Consider the following 19,349-nt stretch of genomic DNA (forward strand, 5'->3'; position numbering starts at 1 on the left):
TCACCTAACCCGCAGACAGCAGGCAAGAGTGGCTGGACATGAACTAAACCCATGTCTATCCTAGGGGCAATTGAGAATTAAGGAGCCTAATGATGTCAACCGTCACCCAGACGCCCTGCGTAGGTCGTCCACGAGCCTTCGACGCCGACGATGCATTGGCCAAAGCCTTGGAAGTCTTCTGGCGAAAAGGTTTTGAAGGTACATCGTTAACCGATCTAACTCAGGCCATGGGCATCAACAAACCCAGCCTTTACGCCGCCTTTGGTAATAAAGAGCAGCTGTTTCTGAAAGCGATCGAGTTATACGAGCAGCGCCCCTGTGCGTTTTTCTATCCTTCTCTTGAAAAAGAAACTGCCTATCAAGTCGTTGAGTCTATGCTCTATGGCGCTGCATCCTCCTTAGTGGATGAGAGCCACCCCCAAGGTTGCTTGATAGTACAAGGCGCCCTCGCCTGTAGCGAAGCAGGGCAAGCGATTAAAGAAACGCTTATCACCCGTCGTCGTGATGGTGAACAGGCTTTATGCGAACGCCTGCAACGAGCAAAGGATGAAGGCGATCTTCCCGCGGATGCCGATCCGCTGCTACTGTCTCGATATATTGGCACAGTGCTGCAAGGCATGGCTGTGCAAGCCACCAATGGCATTTGTCCGGAAGAGCTTCGCAAAGTCGCCGAGCTAGTATTAGCTAACTTTCCGAAAAATAATCCGTGATAGCACAATTAGCATATGACTATTAACATAAACCCCAGTGAAAGCTGGGGTTTATGCTTTTAAGCCGCCCTAAATCCAGATGAGAATCGAGATTAATGTTGAACTTGGTGGGTGACTAAACTTGGACGCAGCAGATTATCGTGGACGGGGCAACGGTTACACACTGTATCTAAAAACTCGTTCTTTTCTGCGTCGGTTAAGTCGGCGTCTATGCTGGCGTTTATGGCGATTTCTTTAAAGCCTACAGGATCGTCCGAGGGCTGACCTAATAATCCCGCCGAATTCATCACGGCCCTCACATGTACATCAAACTGGCGAATCGTGATATTACGTTCACGCGCAACCATCTTGGCAATCGCCGAAATACAACCACCAAGTGAAAATAAGAACGTTTCTAACGGGTTAGCGCCTTCATTAGTGGCACTGGGTTGATCAATAACCAGCAAATGCTCCCGTACCTGCGCCGTAACCTTCCAACCGCTTCCCATATGTGTGGTGACTTCTACTACTTTTTCAGCCATGATGAACTCCATTAGTTTTTTTTCAATCAGATTATTCTAATGATATTAAAATGAAAAGTCACAAGCTAAGATCACAGTTTATAAAGTCAGATTCGGAAGTAGGTGTAAAGGCTTAACCTGCATGTCTAGGGTTTGAGGTTTTAAGCAAATCGCGAGAAATGTCAGTTATTTTGCACAGGCAAACCAATAAAAATCCAAAACATCGAAGTAAAAAAGCACTAAAAGCCCCTTCCAATAACATTGAAAGAGGCCAAGTATGCGCTAAAGCGCTATCCAAGTTGCCTTGATTTCGGTGTATTTGTCGAAGGAATGCAGAGATTTATCTCGGCCATTACCCGATTGCTTATAACCACCAAAAGGTGCCGTCATATCGCCACCATCATAATGGTTAATCCACACCATTCCTGTTCGTAGTGCCTTAGCCGTTTTGTGTGCCTTGCTAATATCCGCTGTCCACACCCCTGCCGCTAAGCCATAAATGGTGTCGTTGGCGATCGCAATAGCCTCCTCCATACCATTAAATTCAATGACAGATAGCACAGGGCCAAAGATTTCCTCGCTGGCGATTTTCATCTTGTTGTGCACTTGGCTGAAGATAGTGGGCTGCACATACACACCGCCCGTTTCGGCCAGCACTTGTTGTCCACCATGCACTAAACTGGCGCCTTCGTCTTGGCCAGCTTTGATATAGCTTAAGATGGTATCTAATTGCTGCTTATCGACCACTGCGCCGCTAACAGTAGCGGGATCCAGCGGATGCCCGGGCTGCCACGAGGCAAGTTCTTCAGCGATCAGCGCAATAAGTTGATCTTTAACCCCAGACTCCACTAGCAAACGCGAGCCTGCGGTACAAACTTCACCTTGGTTAAAGGCAATGGCTTCGGCCGCCGCCACCGCTGCGGCTTTAAGATCGGGCGCATCGTTAAATACAATGTTCGGGCTCTTACCGCCAGCCTCAAGCCACACCCGCTTCATATTCGATTCGCCCGCATAAATCATTAATTGTTTAGCGATTTTTGTTGAGCCCGTAAAGACTAAGGTATCAACATCCATATGCAGCGCCAGCGCCTTGCCGACCGTATGCCCATAACCCGGCAGTACGTTTAACACGCCCTTAGGGATCCCTGCCTGTACCGCAAGTTCAGCAATCCGAATCGCGGTTAAGGGAGATTTCTCAGAGGGCTTAAGAATTACACTGTTACCCGTCGCCAGTGCTGGCCCCAGCTTCCAACAGGCCATCAATAACGGGAAGTTCCAAGGCACAATCGCTGCCACCACGCCTACGGGTTCACGGGTGATCATGCCGATTTCATTATGTGCCGTAGGCGCTAGCTCATCGTAGAGTTTGTCAACGGCCTCACCCGACCAACGAATTGCACGGGCGGCGCCCGCAATATCTACCGCCTTTGAAAAACGGATTGGCTTCCCCATGTCTAAGGTTTCTAGCAGAGCGAGTTCATTGGCGTTTTCTTCCAATAACTCGGCAAAACGGATCATCACTTGCTTACGTTTAACAGGAGAGGCCTTTGACCATACTCCAGACTCAAACATCTCACGGGCATTGGCCACAGCGATATTGACGTCTAGCAAATCGCAACTGGCAACTGGCGCTAATAAACGACCATCGATTGGACTGACGCAATCAAAGGTATTGCCCGATGCAGCATCCCTATACTCGCCGTTAATAAAAGCCTTGCCATTGATTGCTAGGTTTGCAGCGAGGTTTTCCCAATCGCTCCGTGTTTTAGGTGTACTCATGATGACCTCTTAATCGTTTGTATTCGTTTATTTTAGCTTTATTGGGATAAGGGCTATCTCGACTAACAACTGCCAAAGATGACCTAAGGCTGTAACTGCAGCCTAGATTACGCTTTTAGGACATCAAAATTCAATATTTTTTACAAAAATAGCATTTTTGCCACAAATAACTGCACACACCTCTTCCATGTTCATTATTTCTAACATAGCATAGCAAATATTCGCCACCCTTAACGAAGACCTGACCTCATTTAACAAGGAAAAGGACAAGGTAACCATTTATGGCCGACTCACCCAACAACACAACGCATGAGCATCCATCTCTCGAACATTACTGGATGCCTTTTACCGCCAATCGTCAATTTAAAGCCAGCCCTCGCCTGCTCGCCCAAGCAGAAGGCATGTACTACACGGATATCAATGGTAACAAGGTATTAGACTCAACAGCAGGCTTGTGGTGCTGTAATGCAGGCCATGGACGCCGTGAGATCAGTGAAGCTGTCAGCAAACAAATCCGCGAGATGGATTACGCACCCTCCTTCCAAATGGGTCATCCTATTGCTTTTGAATTGGCGGAGCGTTTAACCGAACTCAGTCCAGAAGGACTTAATAAGGTCTTCTTTACCAACTCAGGCTCAGAGTCCGTTGATACCGCGCTAAAAATGGCACTTTGTTACCACAGAGCTAATGGCCAAGCGTCACGCACCCGCTTTATTGGCCGAGAAATGGGTTACCATGGCGTAGGATTTGGTGGGATCTCCGTGGGCGGCTTGAGTAATAACCGTAAAGCCTTTAGCGGCCAACTGTTGCAAGGCGTAGATCACCTACCTCACACTTTAGATATTCAAAATTCAGCCTTTAGCCGCGGATTACCTAGCCTTGGGGCAGAAAAAGCCGAAGTGTTAGAGCAATTAGTCACACTCCATGGCGCCGAAAATATTGCTGCCGTTATTGTTGAACCTATGTCGGGTTCGGCAGGGGTAATTTTACCACCTCAAGGCTACTTAAAACGCCTACGCGAAATTACCCAAAAATACGGCATCCTGTTGATTTTTGATGAGGTGATTACCGCATTTGGCCGAGTCGGTGCCGCATTCGCTAGTCAGCGCTGGGGCGTTATCCCCGACATGATCACCACGGCCAAGGCTATCAATAATGGCGCAATCCCAATGGGCGCAGTGTTTGTGCAGGATTTTATTCACGATACCTGTATGCAAGGGCCGACAGAACTGATTGAATTTTTCCACGGTTATACCTACTCAGGCCACCCAGTCGCCGCTGCAGCAGCACTCGCCACACTCTCCATCTATGAAAATGAGCAGTTGTTTGAACGTAGTTTCGAGCTTGAGCGTTATTTTGAAGAGGCTGTTCATAGCCTAAAAGGTTTGCCCAATGTGATTGATATTCGCAACACAGGATTGGTCGCGGGTTTCCAACTTGCGCCCAATAGCGAAGGCATTGGCAAACGCGGTTATCGGGTGTTCGAGCGTTGTTTCCATCAAGGCACACTCGTGCGGGCAACGGGCGATATTATCGCCATGTCTCCACCACTCATTGTTGAAAAACATCATATTGACCAGATGGTTAACAGCCTTAGCGATGCGATACAGGCCGTTGGGTGATTCACTCTTTTTTAAATTACACGCAGATAAATCAGGGGAATATAGGTTAGCTATGTTTAAGATTACACACTATGTAAATGGCCAACACACTCCAGCCAGTACAAGAAGCCAAGAAATTTTTGAACCGGCCACTGGCGAATGCCGAGGTCAAGTCTCCCTCGCCAGTAGCGATGAAGTCGCTGCCGCTATTGCCATCGCCAAATCTGCCTTTGAGACTTGGTCACAGGTAACGCCCCTTAATCGTGCTCGTGTACTTTTTAAATTCAAAGCGTTAGTCGAGCAGCATATGGATGAGCTGGCACAACTCATCACCCGAGAACATGGCAAAGTGCTCGATGATGCCAAGGGTGAGCTTATCCGCGGCCTTGAAGTCGTCGAATTTGCCTGCGGTATTCCACACTTGCTAAAAGGAGAACATACCCAGCAGGTTGGTGGTGGTGTGGACTCCTGGTCCGTTAATCAAGCTTTAGGTGTTGTCGCAGGCATAGCGCCCTTTAACTTCCCCGTGATGGTTCCCATGTGGATGTTCCCAATCGCGATTGCCTGCGGTAACACCTTTATCATGAAACCCTCAGAAAAAGACCCAAGTTCAGTGATGCGAATTGCCGAGCTGCTTAAACAAGCTGGCTTGCCCGATGGAGTGTTTAACGTCATCAACGGCGATAAAGAGGCCGTCGATACCCTGCTCACTCATCCAGATGTGCAAGCCGTTAGCTTTGTCGGTTCAACGCCAATCGCCGAGTATATCTACAGCACAGCATCCAAACACGGTAAACGAGTACAAGCCTTAGGCGGTGCCAAAAACCATATGTTACTGATGCCGGATGCGGATTTAGATCAAGCGGTAAGTGCGCTGATGGGCGCAGCCTACGGCAGTGCGGGCGAGCGTTGTATGGCAATATCGGTCGTGTTGGCGGTGGGCGATGTGGGTGATGCGTTAGTGGAAAAACTATTGCCGCAGATCCAAAACTTAAAAGTGGGCAACGGCCTTACCCCCGAGATGGAAATGGGCCCCCTTATTTCCAAACAACACTTAGCCAAAGTCACTGACTATGTTGAAACCGGAGTTCGGGAAGGAGCAACCTTATTAGTCGATGGCCGACAATTAACCGTTGCCGACCATCAGCAGGGCTATTTCTTGGGGGCTTGCTTATTCGATAACGTCACCCCGGAGATGCGGATCTATCGCGAAGAAATCTTTGGCCCAGTGCTATCCATTGTGCGCGTTAAAGATTATCCCACTGCACTCACGCTTATCAACCAACATGAATTTGGCAATGGCACTGCCATTTTCACCCAAAGCGGTGAAGCTGCTCGTCATTTTTGCCACCATGTGCAGGTGGGTATGGTCGGCGTAAACGTTCCTATTCCTGTGCCTATGGCCTTCCATTCATTTGGTGGTTGGAAGCGTTCGCTCTTTGGTCCTCTGCATATGCATGGCCCTGATGGGGTTCGTTTTTATACCAAACGCAAAGCCATTACAGCTCGCTGGCCTGTAGGCAAGCAAACTCAGGCCGAGTTTGTTATGCCAACCATGAAATAACATCGGTGGGAGCCAATATGACAATAAGCATCAGGTCGATCATTCGCTTTGGCAGCGCACAATCCCCCGTGGAAAGTTACCAGTTAGCTGCGGAAAAATTAATCTCTGGCAACCCGAAGCAGCAATTACAAAATCATTATTCCAGCCCTTGCAATCAATTCCATAGCGGAATTTGGCAAAGCGAATCAGGCGCTTGGAAAATCAACTACACTGAATATGAGTATTGTGAAATTCTCGAAGGAACCAGTGTGATTACCGATCTTGAAGGACAGTCTCAAACCTTCAGCGTCGGTGACCGTTTTATCATTCCGGCGGGATTTCAAGGTGTGTGGCAAGTCGTCACCCCCTGCCGCAAGGTGTACGTCATCTTCGAACAAAACTCACATAAATAGAGGTGCGTTTAACCTCGATGAACAAAGCTAAAGTGATGTAGCTTTACCGCCATGAGGTCACAGCAACGGAGTTTCCTTGGCTGTTGTTTGGCAAACAATCGGATGTATGAATTTGTTTTAAAACATAAAAGAACATTGTACATCCGTGTCAATCAAGAAAATGGGAGAAATACCGTGAATAACAACCTACAGAAAAAACGGCTGGCAAAACTGGCAGGACTGGCGTTGACCACCAGCTTATTTTCCAGCATAGCTGCCGCTGAAGTATCTGGAGAAATTGGCTTAACTAACGATTACCGCTTCCGCGGTGTCTCGCAAACCGCTGGAGATCCCGCTGTACAAGGTGGGATAGACTGGAGTTTTGAATCGGGATTTTCGGTCGGCGCTTGGGCCAGTAATGTCGACTTTGACGAGCCAGGTTATAACGGTCCTGATATCGAGTACGACTTCTATGTTGCCTACGGCGGTGAAATTAACGATAACCTCAGCTATGACGTCACACTCTATCGTTATAACTATTCAGGTGAGAGTGACTTAGGCTATTTTGAAGTGACTGCTGGCGTCGAGTTTAGTGGATTTCGCGTAGCCTATTGGTTTACCAATGACTACGGTGGCAGCGATTTAGATTATCACTACGGCGAAATCAATTACTCCTACGAGTTTGTTGAAAACTGGAGTCTCGATTTACATTACGGCTACAACGTAGGTGATGCCTTAGATGATGGTGAAGGCTTTGATAGTTATTCGGATTATTCAGTTGGCGTCTCGACGGAGTTAATGGGATTTGGCCTTTCACTCGCTTGGCTCGGCACTGATTTAAGTGGCGATCAAAAAGTCTCCGATGGCGTATTCCAAAACGATGATACTGTGTTAGCACGCGTAAGTTACGCCTTCTAATTCATACCCTGCAAATAGCAAAAAGCCCTCTGTTGAGGGCTTTTTTACATCGCGTGATAACCGATTACCAGTGACGCATCTTATGGCCTTTCACGGCATAGAAGAGAATAAACAGATAGCAAGGTAACATCACCATATAACCGCCCTGCTGCCCCATATCCGTTGCCGAACTCATTAACCCCCAAGACACAGGACCAAACGCACCGCCAGCAATCCCCATGATAAGGAGCGCAGAACCCGTGCTCGTTAATTTACCCATACCTGATAGGGCTAAAGGCCATACGGCAGGCCACACAATAGCATTTGCTAGGCCTAGGAAAGCAATTAACAGCAAGGTATCAGGTAAGGCCACTCCACCAAAAGGCACCAACAAAGTGTTAGCAATAGCGTAGGAATTATTATCCCCAAACAGAATACCTAAGGTGAGCAATATCCCCAGAATCGCGGAAATCATTAAAGCAGTAGGTTGAGAAATAACTCGAGGTATCAGCAGAATACCTAGGGTATAACCCAGTACCATACACACCATAGTGTATGAGGTCATTACACCGTAATGTTCAACGCCCAGTGATAAAGCGAAAGTTCCGATAGTGTCTCCAGCAATGACTTCAACGGCAACGTACACAAATAGTGCCAATACACCAAATGCGAGGTTAGGATGAGACAATGCAGCTTTGATTTGGCCCTTATCAGTGTGCTCGGCCACTTCATCTTCATTAGATAATTCTGGCAGAGGCGATTTTTTAACAGCAAGCGCCAGCACCCCAATAAATATCGCCATGCCGAGGTAAGGAAAGACCAAGCTGTTTGCCATTTCATCAATTTGCACTTGGGTTAACGTAGTACCAATGCGGTCCTTAAAGCTATCTAAAATCAATGCTGAGAATACTAATGGTGCAATCACCCCCGCACCTTTGTTCAAAATCCCCATCACGCTCACGCGCGCCGCAGCAGATTCTTCAGGCCCTAGACGAACCACGTAGGGATTGACCGCTGTTTGCAGTAACGTCTGCCCCGCGCCCATCACTAGTTGGGCAAATAAAAACAGGGCGAAGATTTGGGTCTTAGCCGCAGGAATAAACAATAGGCCTGCGAGCATCATGATACCCATACCTAATGCCATACCATTTTTATAGCCGACTTTACGGATAACCCACGCCGAAGGCAGCGCGGTAAAAGTCACTGCAATGTAGAAAGAAAACAGGATTAATGAGGCTTGGAAGGGATTGAGTTGCAAAATTTGTTTTAAATAGGGCATCAAGGATCCATTCAACCACGTTGCGAATCCGAGGATGAAAAAGAGTGCTGCCACTATCGCCATGGGGAGAAAACTGCTTTTCTGCTGGCTTTTATCGAGTGTCATTTCCATAAACCTGCTTCTTATAGTAATTAATTTTTAAGGTGATGGCGGGACAAAAAACCGCTGAGTATTCCGCACATCCGTATCGCAACTCATCTGCAATGGCTAATGTTATCATCCAAACGCACCATTGTTTCAGTGATGTTAAAACAAACAACACAAAAAGACAACGCTGTCATTTGCGATTTAGTCCGCAAAATGGCCCTCTTTGCCCTCAAATGAGCCATAAACACTCAGTTAATATCTGATTTACGGCCATAAATGCTATTAGCCCTCTCTTTAATAGAAATAAAAAAACCACAGAGGTGAGTCCGTGGCTTGAGGGAAAATCAGATATCGACGTTAGATCCGCACAAAAATATTACGACGATACATCCAGTACAGCACTAACCATTGAACGGTAAGCAAACCAATCACAGCTCCTAAGGGCTGAGCATTTTCCGGCAATGCCGCGATAACGCCACCGAACACACTCAGGGCGATATACTTCCAATCCACTAGGCTGGAGGCCAGATAAATAATGATGGCGTTAGTGCCTATCACCACAAAAATAAAGGCGAGCTTTTGCCATTTGAGCACATCCACTAGGGCATAAAACAGCGCTAACAACAGCATGCTCCAACCGCTAGTGACCAACACAAAAGAGCTGGTCCACAACTCTTTATTGACGGGAATAACCCCATCCAGCAACCAGCCTAGGGCTAAACAAACACCACCGGCAACGCTCAATAGGCCAACCTTAGCCCACTCCCCTTTAGGATGGGATTTCACAATAAAATGACCGACAAACACACCCGCTAAGGCGTTGACTACGGCGGGCAGCGTCGATAACACGCCTTCAGGATCGGGCGTCCGTCCTTGATAGCTCACACCCGGCAGCAATAGGCTATCCACATAAGCATTGATAGAGTCAGTCGGTGATAACACTCCAGCCTGTCCACCAGGAAACGGCAACCAGAGCTGCATCGCACCATAGGCCAATAATATGCCCAAGGCCACCAGCACTTGGGTTCGTAAACTGGTATGCCACACCAGCAAGGCGGCAAAAAACCATGCAAAGGCAATTCGACCTAATACGCTGGCATAACGGACTTTTTCAGGATCGGCAGGCGCCCCTGTTCCCCAGCCATGGTTATAAAGAATCCCAAGCAATAAAAGAAGAAACAGCCGCTTAATCCCGTGGCGATACACAGGCATACGCTCATGCATTGGCAGTTTATCTAAGCGTTTTGGCGATAATCCAAGGGCAACACCGGAGAGGAAAATAAACAGCGGAAAAATCAAATCATAGAAGCGAAACCCATGCCACTCACTATGGTGCATTTGGGTATCACCCCATTGCCAGCCCGCCCAGCCCGTCAACATAAGCAAGGCGCCAAATAGGGCTTCACCACCTAGAATCCAAAACATATCGAAGCCACGCAGGGCATCGAGGGACATCAACCGCGGTTTTGACTGACGCTTTTTCGCGGCAGCCTCCTGAGCATTAACGCCCGTATTGGCGATAGATCCCGGCGCAGTCGTACTCATACCATTATCCTTTATTATTGTTATTTAAATTATTTTATAACTTTTGAGCAAAATGCAGACTGTACAATAAAAAAACTTAGCCCCTGTCATCAAAATACGACAAGGGCCAAGGTTAACGCTTTACTGACTCAACCCAGACTAAGGGCGAACATAAACCGCATTTCCAGCAATATAGTTGGCCAGCACTTTGTGTTGATTATCTAGCAGCACTAAATCGGCACGCTGCCCTACGGCTAATCGACCGACGCTCTCGGCAATGCCAAGGAACTCGGCAGGATACAAAGACGCCATTCTCAAGGCCTCACCAAGCGGTAAACCGAGCATCTTCACACTGTTCTCAACCGCGGTCGCCATGTCTAACACACAGCCCGCCAGTTCACCCGTCACCGCATTTAATCTATCGCCGACACGCAGTACCTGAGTACCAAACAGCTCAAAACTGGTTTCATCATCCATTCCTACTGGCGGCATGGCATCGGTCACCAGCATCACTTTGCCACGGGGTTTAGCGCGCAGGGCAACTCTTGCGGCCGCTGGATGCACATGGTGGCCATCGACAATCAAACCACACCAAGCGGTTTCACTCTCAATCGCCGCGCCCACCACGCCAGGCTCACGGGAACCTAAGGGTGACATGGCATTGTAGAGGTGAGTGAAGCCTGTCGCCCCCGCCGCTAATGCCGCGACAACGGTATCGTAGTCCGCATTGGAGTGGCCCAAACACACTTTAACGCCAGACTCCACCAACAGGCGGATCACCTCGGGCGAGACATTTTCAGGCGCTAAGGTCACCACTCGGATCCCTAAATCCTGACGGCAAAAAATCGCCAGTTCAGCCTCGGTGATCTCACGGATAAAACCTTGTGGATGCACGCCTTTTTTAGGTACCGAAAGATGCGGGCCTTCAAAATGTACGCCTAAAACGCCAGCGCTCTTTTGCGCGACCGCACTGGCAACCGCATCGGCAGCCTTGGCCATCACCTGCACATCATCGGTGATAAGCGTGGGTAAAAAACCTGTGGTTCCAAAGCGAGCATGCGCCTTGCCTATGGTCTCAATGCAAGCAACCGTTGGGCTGCTATTGAATAACGCGCCGCCACCGCCGTTAACTTGCACATCGATAAAACCTGGCACTAGGGTGCCTGGGTAGCGAATTTCCTTAGCACCCGATGCGGTGTCTAAGCTGTCTATCAGACCATCTTCAATGGTGACAGGCACATCCCGATGGAAGGCTTCACCATCAAACAGTTGCTCGGCAATTAAGGTGAATTTCATCCCAAACCTCTTTTCAAATTACTGCGGCACAACGGCCATCTATTACAGCGTTTGAGTGACTTTTTTCAGCCCAGCGGGTTGGTCAGGGTCAATACCACGGGCAATCGCGACTGCTGCCACGTCAATATAAAAACGTTGTAGCAAGGCTAACGGCGCAACACGTGGGTGAATATCCGTCGATGTTTGGTTTAAATGCACTAAATCTGCGCCACGTTGACTCACATTTTCAATCTGTTCGATATGGCTAGCGTACGACTCATCGCCAATGCAGACATCCACAATCGTGAGTTTTTTCTCCACTAAGGTCACAGGACCATGGAGGAACTCAGCGCTACTAAAGGCTTCGGCATGGATAGAACACACTTCTTTTAACTTAAGTGCGATTTCCTTAGACACGGCATAACCTAAACCACGGCCTAACACGACTAAGTTTTTCACGTTTTCAACCGATACTGGAGTCAATTGTGGCTCAGCATCGACCGCAGTTTGCAGTGCTTGAGGTAAGGAGTTAACTGCGGCGGCGAGGGATTCGCTCTGCGTCCACGCAGAGGCTAATTGTAAAATCGCCGACAGGGTTGCAAGGTAGCTCTTAGTTGCGGCAACCGCTTTCTCTTCGCCTGCACGTAATGGCACCACCACATCGACAATATCCTTGATTGGCGCAGTTTCATCGTTCACTAACGCCACACAAAACGCGCCTGCGTTTTTCGCCATACGCGCTTGGGCTAAAATATCAGGGCTGCGGCCAGATTGCGAAATCACAATCACTAATCCGCCTTCTAACTTCAAGGTTTTACCGTAAACGCTGGCCACAGATGGCGCGGCGGCAAAAGTGGGTACACCCGCTTCGATTTCAAAAAGATATTTAGCAAAGACACCCGCATGGTCCGATGAACCACGGCCCACAATCATCACAAAACGGGGATCGAAAGCACGCAGTTTCTCACCTAACTGCTGCATTAAATCGGCGTTAGCGGCTAACTGACCCGCAATCTTCTGCGGCGCGGTGCGAGCTTCTTGCTCCATAATAGTGTTTGTCATGTTATTTACCTTACAAATCAATACGGGTATTGCTTTAGCACTGATGCGCTAAAACGGCTTATTCATTAATGTTGACTGAGTTAAATTGCTGCTGAGCGAAGTACATGGCACCTAATTCTGGCGGCGCTAAAGTTTCAGAAATCTTGGCCACCACATCGCTGCCAAGCCATGCCTGTAGCGGTTCGGCAAGACCACCGATCATCGAGAAGCGCACCGGATTGAGGCTAAACAGCTTGCGTGCCATTTCACTGATGTAATCGGCCCCTTCCTGCACAATCCCGCGAGCGACTTCATCACCAGCGTTTGCACAATCGAGTACGCTTCTGGCTAATTCGGCATAGCAACTCGAAGACTTACCGGCGAGATGCTCGACGATGCCCAAGGCATCACTTACCCCAAAATGCTTTAACAACATCTCAGTTAAGGCGGTCGGTGCGGCAAAGCCATCGAGGGCGAGTAACACATGCTCGGCAGCTTTTAAGCCAAGCCAAGCACCACTGCCCTTATCGCCCAGCGCAAAACCGTGGCCACCGATGCTTAAGCTGTCATCACCCACATGGGCATAACCACAGGAGCCTGTGCCCGTAATGATCACCGCCCCATCCGCGCCGCGGTGTGCACCGATACAAGCGGTATGAAGATCCGTTGTGACAAACATGGCTGCAAACGGATGCTGCCAGCTGATCACATCCTGGTACAGGCGCGGCACATTAACTCCCGCCAGCCCTAAGCCAGCGACGAGTAAATGGCTATCGGTTTCATTCATGCCCGCATCCAGCAGAGCTTGGCGAGTCGATGCTTCAATCGATGCAAATGTTTGTGCAAGACCATGCAGCGGATTAGCGCGCCCAGCAACACCTGTCCCTAAAACGGTACCGTCCGCAGTATAGATAGTGGCTCGGCACTTACTGCCGCCCCCATCAACACCGATAAACAGTTGTTGATCTTTTGTCTGGACTAACCCCATGACACCCCTCTTCATCTATTAATGCAGCGCTACCGTTGCTTATACTTATGCCGTTAATGCGACACTCAACTTTAGTTAACTCAATGTTACAGCAAAAATGACAGCGTTGTCATTTACTTTTTGAAGCAATTTCTAATCAAATGTCAGACGGAAGAAATGGCTGAAAGTGAAAAAGAAAAAGGCTGTATTTTTATTTTAAAATAAAGCCAGATATAACTTTTTATTAATTAACGACTAAGCTGCGACCTTTACGTTTCCCATCAGCCGCGATCGCGCGGATCTCAATAGGACCCGTTACCGCCTGCCCAGCTTGATAGGATTGCCACTGCCCACTCGCTTGTCGCCATTCAATCTTAAGTCCTGGATAAGCCACGTTGGCAAACAGTTTACCGTCACGGATCTCGGCGCCGACGGTCGGCACTCGGTAATCGATACCCGCCTTATCGAGTTTGATAAACTCCTTATACCCTAAGGTGTTGGCCATTTGCTGCCAAGATTGTGCCTGAGCCTCACGCATCGCTTCGGTGAAAAAAACCGTAGTTTGATTATACAAAGCGCCTTGATATTGATATGGCACTTCCCACGCGGCTTGATGCCAAGCACGCTCAGCCAGCATCAGTAAACGCGGGAAAATCATATATTCCACAGTGTTATCGCTGCGGATGGTTTCACTCCAGAGCTGGCCCTGTAATCCGGCAAAGGCTTTACCTTGTTCCCTTGGGCCAGATTGTTTGCCCTTCTCATCAGTTCGGGCCCTATCGTCGGCCTCAAAAGGCAGATTTTGAATGTCGGTCCACTGCTCCGCGTTTGCCACTAAGTTGTCCGGCATAAAGCTAAACACTTTGTGTGCGTTGGTCGCACGGCTTGCCCAGTAATAGCCATGCTCTTTAGGATCCGCTTCGTAAGGGAAGTCGAAGTACAGCACCTCAGGGTTTGAGAGCACCACATCCCAACCGTTGTTGACTTGCTGATTGGCATGCTCATAGCCCTTATAGGCAATCACATCCCAAATATTGGATTGGACTTTTGCAGGCATATTGCTTGGGCGAACATGGCTCATACCATCGCTCCAACCAGCCGCTTCAATGCCTTTTGCCGCTAACATAGTCGAAATTCGTTCGATAAAATAAGCACCTAGTTCATCTATCGACTTAACGCCTTTATCGTTATTAGCCACAAACTCCAAACAGGCGGGTGATTGTTTCCACGCCCCTGCCGTTTCGTCGGCACCGATATGGTAGCGAGTTAATGGCTGACCCGCTGCCTGGTGTAACTTGGCAATTTCATCAATGACTTTATTGACAAATTGATAGGTCGACTCCATACAGACGTTCAGGGTGTTATCGTTGTAATACTGCACCGAAGAATAAACCGTTTTGTCGTTTGCATCGGATAACAAATATTGCTCAGCTGCAGTGGTTTTCCCTTCAGCTTGCAAATGACGAGCGCCCGCATCTAAAGCTTTTACCGCTGTGTTAGCTTGATTTGCCGTTTCCTGCACAGGGACAACCTGCACTTTGCCCGTGTTTTGAAGCTCTGCGTTTTCCGCCAGCAATCGACGGTAACGCGCTTCCATGGCTTTAATCGCTGCGCGGCTATGGCCTGGCATATCCATCGAAGGGATCACTTGAATCTGGCGCGCATCGGCATATTTGACTATGTCGATATAGTCTTGTTTGCTATAGAAACCGTTAACGGGAACATCCGCAAAAGGCCCGCTGCCAAGCTGGGGTAACAGACAGGTATTTTCCTCCAAATCGTGGCAACGCTTACTGCCGATATCAGTCAGTTCAGGCAGGCCATCGATCTCTAAGCGCCAACCTTCATCGTCGGCCATATGTAAATGCAATTTGTTGAGCTTGTACGCCGCCATTTGATCCAGCAGATCAAAGATCAACGCCTTGCTGTGGAAGTTACGGGCCACATCGATATGCATACCACGGAAGGGATATCTTGGGCTGTCCTCAATCGTCATGGTATTTACGCGCAGATCCTGCACATCAATCAAACTAGCAAGTGACGATAACGCATAGGAAAACCCTGCAGCATCGGCAGCAGCAATCTCAATCGCATCCGCTTTGATATCCAGCAGATAACTGCCATCAGCGCCTTGGCGCCAGTTCAGCTTTACCGCCAAACCTTGTTCAGACTCGTTAACACCTAAGCGCGCTAAACGAGAAAGTGCCGCCACCAACTGTTCAGGAGCCAAAGCCTGTTGCGCGGCAGATGCATTGGTGACCGAGCCAAAATCCAGTTTAATACCAGAGGTCAGTGACACGGCTTTATCTTGGCTGTGGATAGTAACTTTTTGCGGCGTAGGAATAATGGTATTGACCGCTAAGCTGGCATCTTCACTCACCTGTTGATTATTGCTAAATAACTGTGCAGGTGTGGCAGGCGCTAATTTATCCGCATCGGTACGGCGATACTGCTTCACCATATCGGTGTACGCCTCAACATAGGGGCGCACTTCCATCCCCGTTTCAGGATCTTGCTTTACTTTCGTACTGGCGATCACTACTGGCGATAATTCGCCAGCAACTATGTAATAGTTTGGCATGGCATCGGTTTCAGAGAGCTGCCATAGCTCACCGCGGAATTTTAAGGTCTTTTTCTCGCCCTTGCTAAAACCGCTAAATGCCTCGGTGGGCTCGATGCGATAGAGATCGCCCTTGATATGCGTAATACTAAACTCTTTGCTTTCAACAGATTGAACCGGGCGCATCTGGCTAAAATAAATCGCCCAATCACGGCTCTTAAGCTCAACCTCTGGGACAAAATCGATTTCAGCAACAAAACAACGTCCTTCGGCGGCGGCTTTGTCGCAGTTATCATCAGGCCTGTTGGTGAGCACGCGATAACTCACGCCCAAGGTATCCCCAAACTGCTGCAATTGCGCTTGGGTTAATTGGCTGGACTTAGCTTGCTCAACAGAACTTGAGCTAGGCACTGCCTCGGTTTTAGGCGCATCACTACAGGCCGTTAAGCCCAGAGCCAATAAAATCGCGGTGGCGGCAATCGTTTTATTCATGATATTCCTTTTCTAGGCTTCAGAAATGGCTACAATCTGAAGGAAGTTACTAACGTCCGCAGTCTTTCCCCTTGGTGAAACAGTCGCTCACTCGATTGTGCTAAGTGCTCACTATCGAGGGAGGCTGAACCTGAGACATTGGCAAGATCATTTAATGTACGAGAAATTGCTTCGGTGACGCAGGTCTGCTCCTGCGCCGCATGGGAAACTTCGATATTCATATTACTGATATTGGAAACTAAATCAGTTACTTTAGACAGCACTAGCTTAATTTCTTCCGAACGGTTGACCCCTTGATTGGAGAGGGTCTGGCTCGATTGCATCACATTCACTGTTTCGGCAACTCGGCTCTGCACCTGTTGGATCATTTTTTGGATTTCTCCCGTAGCCTGTTGGGTGCGGCTCGCTAAAGAGCGCACTTCATCGGCAACAACGGCAAAACCACGCCCTTGCTCACCCGCTCTAGCGGCTTCAATGGCGGCATTTAGGGCAAGTAAATTAGTCTGTTCGGCAATGCTGCTGATCACCACCACAACTTCATCGATGCGTTGGGTTTCCTGTTGTAGCTGCGATACCGATTGGGCAGAACGCGCTAATTCACGCGCCAATTGACGGGTAATGGCTAAGCCAGAGTCAAACTGACGCTGACCATCGTCGACCGCTCTATCTGCTTGGGTTGCCGCATCGGCAGTACGTTTTGCATTGATGGCCACTTCGTTGGCACTGGCACTCAATTGAGTCACGGCCGTGACCGCGGCTTCGGTTTCTTTAAGCTGAGCCTGCACCCTTTGGTTGTTGCTTTGCGACAGCGTGCCCAGCGCCTTAGCATCGCCCAATAGCAGGCCTGAGGTTTCATGCACTCTGGTAATAGTGCCATGAATTTGCTCGACGAACCCGTTGAAAGCATTAGCAAGTTTGCCGATTTCATCTTCGCTCTCCACGGGTAATCTGTGGCTTAAATCACCATCACCATTGGCGATTTCTTCTAACGCAGCGACGACCTTATCCAGAGGACTAATTACCAAGCGTTTAAGAATGATGAAAATCACTAACAGACTGCCCGCTAGAATCAGTAGTGCCTGTAAAAAGTACCCCAGCAGTAAGTCGGATAATTGCGCCTTAACTGGCAAGGTAGAGAAGGCAATGGTTAAACGCCCGGTGGGGTTACCTTGGTCGCTGAACTGTAACTCTCTTGTTTGTAGGTCGCTTGCGGCAACGGTCTCGGCTTGTTTGTCTTCGGCGAGCAACTTACCCCGATGATCCACAACGGTAATTTGATAGATTTGCTCGGACTTTAACATGACAGACAATACGGCACGGATCTGCTCGTAGTCATAGGTAAAAATCGGCTGCGCCATGGTGACTTGAAGATTAGCAACGGTATTGTCTTCAAACGCCATTTCGTTGCTGGCTAAGCTATCGCTCGCCAACCAATAGGACACCCCAAATAGCACACTGACTATCATAAATATCGCTGCTGCTAACCCAATTTGTACTTTTAAGGCTAATGTTTTCATTATTTTGCACCTTGCATACTAAATAGATCTAACCACAACTCTTGGCGTTCAATGGGGGTTAAGGGACTTAAATCGGGCGTATCGAGACGAATAATGACGCGCTGCTCAAACTGGGCATCACGGTAGAGCTTGTCAATTTTAAGCTCACGATTAAACATCTCATCAAAGCTGCCGTCGCTTATCATATTTTCGAGCCCTGCTAAGATTGCCGCCGCTAACTCAGGACGTTTGGGGGACACAAAAAAATATGCCGGCGAGCGGTATTGCAGCAGGATGTGAGTATCAATTTTCAGCGCGGGATCGGAGTGGCTTGCAAGTTCATCGCCAATTTCCTGCGCGCCGAGGGCGAGGTAGTCGAATCGGCCACCCTCTAACATCGGATAGAGATTGGTGTATTGATAGCTAGTTACGACATGCAAACCATTGGCTTCGAGAATGCTAGCATCAGGCCAATAGCGGTTTTGCCCCGCTTTTAGTTGCTTAAAGTCCACCAGCGTTTTTACATTAGCAAATCTGGCCTCATCCGTTTTGCGGATAATTAACAGGCGGTTACCGAGCAATCCCTTAAACAAGGGGATACGAACCGGGAGCACGGTTTCCTCAAGCTCCTTAGAAGTCATGCTCCAAAAAACATCGACTGTACCGGCCAGCGCTTCTTCGACCTTACGTTTCTGGTTCATCTGCGTCGACATTTGCTCGACCTGATAAGACTGACCAGAGCGGCGCAGCGCCTCTTTGAGGAGATTAAACTGCCATTGTTGTTGGATGGTGGTCACTATCTTGATGGGAGCAGCATTGCTTGCCGAAGAAGTGCCAGCCGCGGTAGCGGCATTAGTAAACGTAAACGACGCGGACTCTACAGTGGCTATCGCGCTAGAACTCAAAGCACACAGTGCAACGCTCGCCCAGAGTCTAAAGATGGGCATCAACAAACGTTTAGCGAGAATCGTTACTACGCTGCCAAGCAGTGTAGCAATATGAATAACCATGAATCGCAGCCTCTTTTTTATGACTGGAATATCCAGCGAGTTTTATTTTTTAATGCCGCTAACTTGTCTGCTTATCCTAAGCAAGGTCGCTCTACCTAAAAAAATGGCTGGGCACTGCTTACAGTACCCAGCCAACGCTAGTTTCTGGGGAGAGACTATCAAAATATTAAAGACAAACGTATCGCCGCCCGACCAG

General features: G+C 48.6%; 15 protein-coding genes. 5 read left to right on the forward strand and 10 right to left on the reverse strand.

Annotated features, from left to right (window positions below):
* The first annotated feature begins 89 nt into the window (after window positions 1-89).
* Window positions 90-710 carry a TetR/AcrR family transcriptional regulator gene (locus tag SHD_RS13305; RefSeq protein ID WP_023267588.1) on the forward strand — a complete coding sequence of 207 codons (621 nt, stop codon included), beginning with the start codon at window positions 90-92 and terminating at the stop codon, window positions 708-710.
* A 92-nt stretch (window positions 711-802) separates the two neighbouring features.
* Here the strand turns inward: SHD_RS13305 and SHD_RS13310 are convergent, their stop codons facing one another.
* Complete coding sequence (locus SHD_RS13310) at window positions 803-1,231, reverse strand: OsmC family protein (RefSeq protein ID WP_037426290.1); 429 nt, start codon at window positions 1,229-1,231, stop codon at window positions 803-805.
* A 261-nt stretch (window positions 1,232-1,492) separates the two neighbouring features.
* A complete protein-coding gene (locus tag SHD_RS13315) occupies window positions 1,493-2,989 on the reverse strand; it encodes an aldehyde dehydrogenase (RefSeq protein WP_023267590.1) in 1,497 nt (498 codons plus the stop codon).
* Between the two features lie 281 nt (window positions 2,990-3,270).
* Between SHD_RS13315 and aptA the strand changes: the two genes are divergently transcribed.
* From aptA to SHD_RS13335, 4 genes are all read left to right on the forward strand, one after another.
* A complete protein-coding gene (aptA, locus tag SHD_RS13320) occupies window positions 3,271-4,611 on the forward strand; it encodes an omega-aminotransferase AptA (protein ID WP_023267591.1) in 1,341 nt (446 codons plus the stop codon).
* A 52-nt stretch (window positions 4,612-4,663) separates the two neighbouring features.
* Complete coding sequence (locus SHD_RS13325; protein WP_023267592.1) at window positions 4,664-6,154, forward strand: CoA-acylating methylmalonate-semialdehyde dehydrogenase; 1,491 nt, start codon at window positions 4,664-4,666, stop codon at window positions 6,152-6,154.
* Between the two features lie 17 nt (window positions 6,155-6,171).
* Window positions 6,172-6,546 (forward strand): cupin domain-containing protein, encoded by a 375-nt coding sequence (locus SHD_RS13330; RefSeq protein ID WP_023267593.1) that lies wholly within the window; start codon window positions 6,172-6,174, stop codon window positions 6,544-6,546.
* Window positions 6,547-6,720: 174 nt separating this feature from the next.
* The gene (locus tag SHD_RS13335; RefSeq protein WP_039978381.1) at window positions 6,721-7,443 is read left to right on the forward strand and encodes a TorF family putative porin; all 723 of its coding nucleotides are present in this window, start codon (window positions 6,721-6,723) and stop codon (window positions 7,441-7,443) included.
* Between the two features lie 64 nt (window positions 7,444-7,507).
* Here the strand turns inward: SHD_RS13335 and nagP are convergent, their stop codons facing one another.
* The 8 genes from nagP to SHD_RS13375 form a co-directional block, all read right to left on the reverse strand.
* Window positions 7,508-8,806 (reverse strand): N-acetylglucosamine MFS transporter NagP, encoded by a 1,299-nt coding sequence (nagP, locus tag SHD_RS13340; RefSeq protein WP_039978398.1) that lies wholly within the window; start codon window positions 8,804-8,806, stop codon window positions 7,508-7,510.
* A 339-nt stretch (window positions 8,807-9,145) separates the two neighbouring features.
* The gene (nagX, locus tag SHD_RS13345; protein WP_023267596.1) at window positions 9,146-10,333 is read right to left on the reverse strand and encodes a transmembrane glucosamine N-acetyltransferase NagX; all 1,188 of its coding nucleotides are present in this window, start codon (window positions 10,331-10,333) and stop codon (window positions 9,146-9,148) included.
* 138 nt (window positions 10,334-10,471) lie between these two features.
* Window positions 10,472-11,608 (reverse strand): N-acetylglucosamine-6-phosphate deacetylase, encoded by a 1,137-nt coding sequence (nagA, locus tag SHD_RS13350; protein WP_023267597.1) that lies wholly within the window; start codon window positions 11,606-11,608, stop codon window positions 10,472-10,474.
* Between the two features lie 42 nt (window positions 11,609-11,650).
* Window positions 11,651-12,649, reverse strand: a complete 999-nt coding sequence (nagB-II, locus tag SHD_RS13355; protein WP_039978384.1) for a glucosamine-6-phosphate deaminase NagB-II — start codon at window positions 12,647-12,649, stop codon at window positions 11,651-11,653.
* A gap of 58 nt (window positions 12,650-12,707) precedes the next feature.
* On the reverse strand, window positions 12,708-13,616 hold the full coding sequence (gene nagK, locus SHD_RS13360) for an N-acetylglucosamine kinase (protein WP_023267599.1): 909 nt from the start codon (window positions 13,614-13,616) through the stop codon (window positions 12,708-12,710).
* Window positions 13,617-13,839: 223 nt separating this feature from the next.
* Window positions 13,840-16,647: a family 20 glycosylhydrolase gene (locus tag SHD_RS13365; RefSeq protein ID WP_023267600.1), complete on the reverse strand. Its 2,808-nt coding sequence runs from the start codon at window positions 16,645-16,647 to the stop codon at window positions 13,840-13,842.
* A gap of 29 nt (window positions 16,648-16,676) precedes the next feature.
* Window positions 16,677-18,164 carry a methyl-accepting chemotaxis protein gene (locus SHD_RS13370; RefSeq protein WP_023267601.1) on the reverse strand — a complete coding sequence of 496 codons (1,488 nt, stop codon included), beginning with the start codon at window positions 18,162-18,164 and terminating at the stop codon, window positions 16,677-16,679.
* Window positions 18,164-19,153, reverse strand: coding sequence for a substrate-binding periplasmic protein (locus SHD_RS13375; protein WP_023267602.1), 990 nt, complete (start codon window positions 19,151-19,153; stop codon window positions 18,164-18,166). The genes SHD_RS13370 and SHD_RS13375 overlap by 1 nt, the downstream gene beginning before the upstream one ends.
* Window positions 19,154-19,349: the final 196 nt, after the last annotated feature.

It is taken from the genome of Shewanella decolorationis S12 (assembly GCF_000485795.1).
GTDB lineage: Bacteria > Pseudomonadota > Gammaproteobacteria > Enterobacterales > Shewanellaceae > Shewanella > Shewanella decolorationis.